Here is a 7,294-nt window from a genome sequence, read left to right on the forward strand (position 1 = left end):
AGTGCCAAGTCCGAAAGTCTGGCGTTTGATTAATATCCGATAAAGGGGATGCGATTGCGCTGAATATCAATAATTTTTAATAGCCCACAACGTTTGGTATAAGCGCAGTAGCGGGATTTATTCACTTAATTTTCGGTTATAACTGACTTTAGATTTATAAAACTATCTTTTGTTAAACACTAACTCCGCTATTGCGTTTATACTCGTGTTGTACACAGTGTTTATGTCAAATACTGTCCATTACAAAAATTCTCTTTTCGAAATAAGTTTTATATCCAATAATGCTATCGGTTCTTTTTCCATCTTTTCGAGAATCGAATGGTCCATTGTAATATTGCTGGTAGTATCCTCTAATGATTTTTTCACCAGGATTATCGAACCATCTGCCGAACACTACTATATGATTAAAGTCTGAATCTGGAAACCATTTTTGGTTTTCTGTGTCAGTAGTCAAATCGTAGAAAGTATCTAACTTAATCTCTTTTTCGTTTGAATAATCATAGTTAAAGTTGTTCTCCTGACGAGATAAAAGCACTCTCGTATTAGCGGGATAATTCCTTATACTGGGAGACCATATTTCTACCGTTGCTTTTAAAGGTTCCTTTAACTGAATGGTATCCTTGTTGAACCATATATAATCATATGATGTATTTCGAAAATATATGGTGTCATTAAAAAATCTTTTTTGCTTATATATAGAATCCTCTTCTCTCCAAGCTATTGTATCACCTTTTTTATTTAAATGCCATACTCTATTGGCTCTTGATTCCCCTTCTATTGTAAACCACTCTCGAATTTCTCTTAATTTTGACTCTCTATCATATAATTCCCAAATTCCAAATTTTTGGTTCTCTTTATACTGTTTTCCTTTTTTAAATAAAGTGCCATCATCATAAAAATAGTAAACACTGTCAAAGTCAGTTTTATGAACTGTTCTTTTAAAAACTACTTTTGGATTATTTTCATAATATTCGTTTTCTTCATTCTGCTTTGAGTCAGATGGATTATCCTTACAAGCTATAAAGGTAAATGTTAGAGTGAATATTATAAATAGGTTTTTCATCATTGTGTACAACGTCTCGGCTATGAGCAGTGCGGGGGAAAAATGCAATCATTTTTGAACAAGCGATAAGCCAAAATTTTTGTTCTTATTTCTTTTATTATACTAATCGCCAAAAAGTTTTGGCGACTTCGTAAATATACAACTGCTTTTCGATTTGGCACTTATCCCGCATTGCTTATAGCTAATGTTGTACTGCGTTTTTTTATTCCACAATTTTCAGAAAGGAAGGAAATCTTTCGGAAAACTGAATATTAACTTTTCCTCCTTTAACTTTATTAACTACAATCCCATTTTGAGTCATTTTGAAATCTTCACTTCCTTTATCGTTGTCCCAATCTGAATAGTCTATTAATAATCCTCTTTCAATTAGTTTTTCGCCGTCGTTAAACTGAATTAAATAGAAATCCTCTTGTCCTGCTTTGACCAGATTTATCCTCACATAATTGATTATAGTTCCGTTTGTGATTTTTGAATTTGAACTCAAATAATAATTCCTTAAAGTATAATTTAAATATTTTCCTGATTTTTCGAGTCCGATTATTGTAAACAATGTAAAACCCAATGCAAAAACACTTTTGGAATAGTACACTAACCATTTCGTGGGTTGTTCTTTGAATTTTTTCTTTGGCTTGTACTTCCATTCCTCCCACAAAGGGAATAAAAGAATTGAAAGTCCAATAACAAAAAGGAAAAGAGAAGAGTATTTTATTAATTCCCAATATTTTAAATTGTGATTAAAAAGCGATTTTAGAGTTAGTCCAATTACTATGCTAAAAATCCCAATAACAATTTTTAATCTCTTGCTCAATATTTATTTTTTAAATGCAGTACAACGTTTAGTATAACCGCAGTTACGGGATTAAATTTAATGTTTTTCGGAAAAGCACCTACGGTAGCAATTGCGCGTGGATTCGGACGCAGTCGAATCCGCCGTAATTGCGGTTATACATTGTTGCCAGTAGTTTTTATATTCTCAGCTACAAGTCTCAGGTTGAAAAAATACTCAGCCAATGGATGAAAAAATTCAGAATCAGTTTTTTTTAATCTTCTCTTACCAAATCTTTTGTCCAGTACGGCAAGAGAATTTAGTATAGCACTTTCGTGATTAAAGGCATCATCAATACTCATATTCAAAAATTCAAAGCAACATTCTGTAAAATCAAAAGCTGAAAATTCACCTTTTGCTATCAATTTTCCATTTTCTCTTTTCAATTCACTTTTGTCGATTTTCCATATATCAGTTGGTGTCGTAGCATTGTAAACACATCCAGTTATATTAAATGCCTCTAAAGTTGAAAAATTTACAACTTCTTTTCCATCAACTGTTATCCACGCTCTGTTAGCCAAATCACCAGCATCATAGTCAGATGTATATTTGGTAAAATATATTTTAATTCTGTCAGACAGACTTTCTGCAAAGTTAACTTCTATGCTTTTCTTTACTTTAGTCCATTTCATTTTTTTAAAATTACTGGCAACGTGCTTGTATATGATTTGTGGCGTGTGCCAGCGTTAAATGTAGCAAATAAAAACCAAATTGAAAATCCGCGAGGATTTTCGGAAGTGGGCGAGGTCGAGCCATAAATTATATACGTTGTTGGCATTTTTACCGACACACAACCGTGGGTTTTTGCGCCCGAGTAATATATCCGTCATTTAATTTCGCAACCCTTTTATAAATCCGATATATAATTCCGAACAGATCAATTACATTTTTTTAAAAATGCTAAATTCCGTCCGAGTAAAGTCAATTTAAATTAGTCCGCTAAAATTTTCCGCGCGCGACCAATTCCGCGTATTGCTTCGGTGTGATTTCGCAAAGTTTTAATATAAAATACCTCCGAATTAATTCGCAAGAATTCAATTCGGAGGTATTAATGCCAACGTTTAGGCTATGGTTTGTTGCGGAAAATGTCCGAAGGACTTTTCCGCCGTAGCCGAAAGATAGCAAAGCTGCGGGAATTTTCGGCAGAAAAATCCGCCGCAATGAACTATAGCCATTGTTGTGGGCTGTTTTACTTTAGGTCTCCCCTTCGCTACCGGTCCGATCTGGGATCCGAATTTGGCCAATCATTTATTGCTCCGCAAAAGTTTGGTGTCCGAAGTGCCCGGTCCGAATGCCCGATCTTTGATTTAATATCCGATAAAGGGGTTTGCGATTGCGCTGGACTTTAATATTTTTTAATAGCCCACAACGGTCTAGTATAAGAATAGTAGCGGATTTTTACGCAATATCTTTTCAGTTAAACACAGACCTTTTTTATATTTTCTAACTTTCGTTTTAGCGATTAAACCGCTATTATTTTTATACATTGTTGTAAGTAGTGCTTTTTTATTCACTTACTTAATTTCAATATTCTAAATGCTCCTTGAATTACCAAAACAAAAACGATTGTTCCGATAATCAAATCAGGTTTGCTCGAACTCAACCAATTTACCAAAATTCCAGCAATTATTACTCCTAAATTGATAATCACGTCATTTGATGTGAAAATCATACTCGCTTTCATATGAGCCTCTTCTTTGCTTTTTGACTTTTGCAAAATGTAAAGACAAATTCCGTTTGCAATAAGTGCAAAAATCGAAACGATAATCATTGTCGAAAAATCGGGAAGTTTCTCGTTTCCAAAAAATCTTCTTAAAACTTCCACAAATCCAATAATCGCAAGTGTTATTTGAAAATATCCAGCAAGTTTTGCAATCCGCTTTTTCTTAATCAACGTTCCGCCAACCGCAAACAAGCTAATTCCGTATACGAAACTGTCGGCAAGCATATCCAAACTATCGGCAACAAGACCCATTGATTTTGAGATTATTCCTGTTGTCATTTCGATAATAAAAAAGGCAAAATTGATTGCAAGTACAGACCAAAGTAGCTTTTTTTGGTTTGCATTTTCATTAAATTCTGTTTGGTCGGTCTGTTCGGTCGAGATTTTCTTTCCGCCTAAATTTAGTTCAATAACGGACTTTTCGATTTGGTCGGATTCTCCGCTGTGAAAAACAGTCAGTTTTCGGTTCGGAATATCAAAGTCCAAATTCGCAATACTTGAAATTCCGTCCAATTTCATTCGGATTAGATTTTCCTCTGAAGGACAGTCCATTTTGGTAATTTCGAATATTGTTTTTTTCATTCGGTTTCTGGGTTTTTCGGCATTACTTACAACGTTTAGTATATGAAAAGTAGGCGATTACGAAGCACGAAACTTTCGGTTAAGCACAAAGTTTGATACGAGCCAAAAGCCTTGATTTTATTACTGTTTCGCCTATTTTTTATATACATTGTTGTAAGTAGTGCTTTTTCCATTCACTTACTTAATTTCAAAATCCGAAACGCCCCTTGAATTACCAAAATAAAAACGATTGTTCCAATAATCAAATCAGGTTTACTCGAACTCAACCAATTTACCAAAAGTCCAGCGATTATAACTCCTAAATTGATAATCACGTCATTCGAGGTGAAAATCATACTTGCTTTCATATGTGCCTCTTCTTTGCTTTTTGACTTTTGCAAAATGTAAAGACAAATTCCATTTGCGATAAGTGCAAAAATCGAAACGATAATCATTGTCGAAAAATCGGGTAGTTTCTCGTCTCCGAAAAACCTTCTTAAAACTTCCACAAATCCGATAATTGCAAGTGTAATTTGAAAATATCCAGCAAGTTTGGCAATCCGCTTTTTCTTAATCAACGTTCCGCCAACCGCAAACAAGCTAATTCCGTATACGAAACTGTCCGCAAGCATATCTAAACTGTCGGCAACAAGTCCCATTGATTTTGAGATTATTCCCGTTGTCATTTCGATTATGAAAAAGGCGAAATTTATGGCAAGTACAGACCAAAGTAACTTTTTTTGGTTTGCATTTTCTTTAAATTCCGTTTGGTCGGTTAGTTCGGTTGAGATTTTTTTCCCGCCTAAATTTAGTTCAATAACGGACTTTTCGATTTGTTCGGTTTCTCCGCTGTGAAAGACTGTCAATTTTCGGTTCGGAATATCAAAGTCCAAATTCACAATACTTGAAATTCCGTCCAATTTCATTCGGATTAGGTTTTCCTCTGAAGGACAATCCATTTTTGTAATTTCAAATATTGTTTTTTTCATTCGATTTCTGGGTTTTTCGGCATTACTTACAACGTCTCGGCTATGAGTAGTTGCGTGGATTAGCACTTAACTTTGCAAGTACAAACCAAACTGAAAATCCGCGAGGATTTTCAGAAGTAGGCGATAACAAGCAATTACTTATAGCCATTGTTACCACCAGTTTTTAATTGTCATTAGTATTTTCATAAAAATCAGCTTCATCAAAATTTCTTTCGATAAAATCATACCCTAAATCATAAGTAACTGGTTGTTGATTTTTGTAATAAAATTTAAAGAATCTCCCATCAGTTTCAATTTTATCTATTTTGTATTGTTCCTTATCGTTTTTATCCGTTTCCGGCTGCCAATATGTGATAGAGTATTTAAAATTAAATTTTTCGGTTACAATCTTGGATTTATTAATTTCTGTCCATAAAAAAAAACTCTCTGACTTTTCAATTGGCAAAAAATGATTGGCGTTTTTAAAATTACCAAACTCAATTTTAGAGTTTAATTGATTATTTTCTAATTCGTCCAATTCAATTTGAGTGTATAAATTTTCTATAGGAACATAAGCCCAAACCAATTCCTTGGGACCTGCTTTGCCATAGTCGTGTATGGTTTTTACTATTTCACCATTTTTAATAAATGTTGTAGTAATTGTCGCATCATCAGTATGACCTACTCTATAATCCTTTTGCAAGCTATCGATATTTGCTTTTCCAAACTTTGAAAATATATATTTAGTCTTGACGCTGTCAATTTTTGATTCATAAAATCCTAACGGATTCACATAATTTTCTCCGTGAAAATAAATTTTGTTTTTGTTGTCAATTGAAATGTCAATGACTGGACACGATCCATAACAGTAAGAACTTGAGAATATAATTTGGTCAAAAATTATATTTGAATCGCTATTAATTCTTTCAAGTTTTATGATTGTCGAATCGTTTGATGTTAGAATTAAAGTATCTGATAAATTTTTCTTTATTTTCCATTTAAATTCCCACTTTTCATTAAATGGATTCAAAATAAAAATACTATCCGCCTGAACTTTATAATCTGCAAATGTTCCTTTATAATTTAATTGCCGTTTTTTTGTAATTGAATCTTGGTCATATTGTTTAAAACCATTAAAAACCTCAATTTTTTTATCAGTAAATCCAATCCCAAAGGGTTCATAAAATGGTGGCGGCGGAATGTTATCACTCTTTAATTTGTTGATTTTAGTCCATTCTCCAATGAGATTATTTGAAACCTTTTGTTTATCCGACTTACAACTCACAAATGATAATATAAAAAATAGACTTATAAATTTCAGTTTCTTCATTTTTTAAATTGGTGGTAACGTTTAGTATAACCGCAGTTACGGGATGATTTGCCTTAATTTTTGGTTTGTCACTGACTTTAGCAATTACGCGGGGATTCGGACGCAGTCGAATCCGCCGTAATTGCGGTTATACATTGTTGTAAGTAGTTTTTATTTTAGCTGTTGTACTATTTGCCTTTCCAATTCCATTAACCCTTCACTTAATTCATTTGTTTTTATTTTATTGAATTTGCTCCATTCTTTTTCGAAAAGATCATAATATAATTCCTCATACTTCGTAATAGTGTCAGTATTTATTTTTTTAATGTCTTTTTCGTTCAAAGAATCAATTTTTAATTCCATTTTTCTCCGATATAATTCACACAAATCAAATCGCGCTTGAGCAATTCGTAGAGCAAATGAGTCATCAAGTTTTGTTATAAATGATTCCTTTGGTCTAAAAACCGTGGTGGAGCGATGAGTAATCTTGTCAGTTATATTGTGCACAGATATAATTCCAACTGTCACGGCAATATTATCCATTTGGGTTACTTCAGGCTCGTAATTAAAGTCACTTAATTTGAGTTTATTTTCAGGGCTCCAAACAATAGAACTCTTGATAATTTGAGATTCTCGATAATTATGATATGAATCTTTGATATACTTTTTGAAAAATAATAAACAGCTTAAAATTGAAAGTAATAATATAATAAATACTTTCCTTTTCATTTGATTCTTAAATTACTTACAACGTTTCTGGTGTATGAGCCGTTGCGCGATTTTTGCCCAGGCCCTTCCAAGTACAAAATTGCCTTTTGAAAATCCGATAGGATTTTCAAAGTAG

Annotated in this window: 7 protein-coding genes; all 7 read right to left on the reverse strand. The window is 33.1% G+C overall.

The window, feature by feature from the left end; translation table 11 throughout:
* Positions 1-226: 226 nt before the first annotated feature.
* Positions 227-1,066, reverse strand: a complete 840-nt coding sequence (locus QRD02_RS14065) for a hypothetical protein (protein ID WP_290255603.1) — start codon at positions 1,064-1,066, stop codon at positions 227-229.
* A gap of 199 nt (positions 1,067-1,265) precedes the next feature.
* A complete protein-coding gene (locus QRD02_RS14070; RefSeq protein ID WP_290255604.1) occupies positions 1,266-1,652 on the reverse strand; it encodes a hypothetical protein in 387 nt (128 codons plus the stop codon).
* Positions 1,653-2,005: 353 nt separating this feature from the next.
* Complete coding sequence (locus QRD02_RS14075) at positions 2,006-2,521, reverse strand: SF0329 family protein (RefSeq protein WP_290255605.1); 516 nt, start codon at positions 2,519-2,521, stop codon at positions 2,006-2,008.
* Between the two features lie 878 nt (positions 2,522-3,399).
* On the reverse strand, positions 3,400-4,194 hold the full coding sequence (locus tag QRD02_RS14080) for a cation efflux transmembrane domain-containing protein (RefSeq protein ID WP_141422662.1): 795 nt from the start codon (positions 4,192-4,194) through the stop codon (positions 3,400-3,402).
* Between the two features lie 173 nt (positions 4,195-4,367).
* On the reverse strand, positions 4,368-5,162 hold the full coding sequence (locus QRD02_RS14085; RefSeq protein ID WP_100775694.1) for a cation efflux transmembrane domain-containing protein: 795 nt from the start codon (positions 5,160-5,162) through the stop codon (positions 4,368-4,370).
* 163 nt (positions 5,163-5,325) lie between these two features.
* A complete protein-coding gene (locus QRD02_RS14090) occupies positions 5,326-6,471 on the reverse strand; it encodes a DUF6438 domain-containing protein (RefSeq protein WP_290255606.1) in 1,146 nt (381 codons plus the stop codon).
* 150 nt (positions 6,472-6,621) lie between these two features.
* Positions 6,622-7,179: a hypothetical protein gene (locus QRD02_RS14095; RefSeq protein WP_290255607.1), complete on the reverse strand. Its 558-nt coding sequence runs from the start codon at positions 7,177-7,179 to the stop codon at positions 6,622-6,624.
* Positions 7,180-7,294: the final 115 nt, after the last annotated feature.

Origin of the sequence: Aequorivita aurantiaca, from assembly GCF_030410135.1 — a bacterium.
GTDB lineage: Bacteria > Bacteroidota > Bacteroidia > Flavobacteriales > Flavobacteriaceae > Aequorivita > Aequorivita aurantiaca.

What these genes read in the sequence shown, in the direction of transcription:
- QRD02_RS14065 (WP_290255603.1), bottom strand. Translation starts at nt 1,066, where the DNA reads ATGATGAAAAACCTATTTATAATATTCACTCTAACATTTACCTTTATA.
- QRD02_RS14075 (WP_290255605.1), bottom strand. Translation starts at nt 2,521, where the DNA reads ATGAAATGGACTAAAGTAAAGAAAAGCATAGAAGTTAACTTTGCAGAA.
- QRD02_RS14080 (WP_141422662.1), bottom strand. Translation starts at nt 4,194, where the DNA reads ATGAAAAAAACAATATTCGAAATTACCAAAATGGACTGTCCTTCAGAG.
- QRD02_RS14085 (WP_100775694.1), bottom strand. Translation starts at nt 5,162, where the DNA reads ATGAAAAAAACAATATTTGAAATTACAAAAATGGATTGTCCTTCAGAG.
- QRD02_RS14090 (WP_290255606.1), bottom strand. Translation starts at nt 6,471, where the DNA reads ATGAAGAAACTGAAATTTATAAGTCTATTTTTTATATTATCATTTGTG.
- QRD02_RS14095 (WP_290255607.1), bottom strand. Translation starts at nt 7,179, where the DNA reads ATGAAAAGGAAAGTATTTATTATATTATTACTTTCAATTTTAAGCTGT.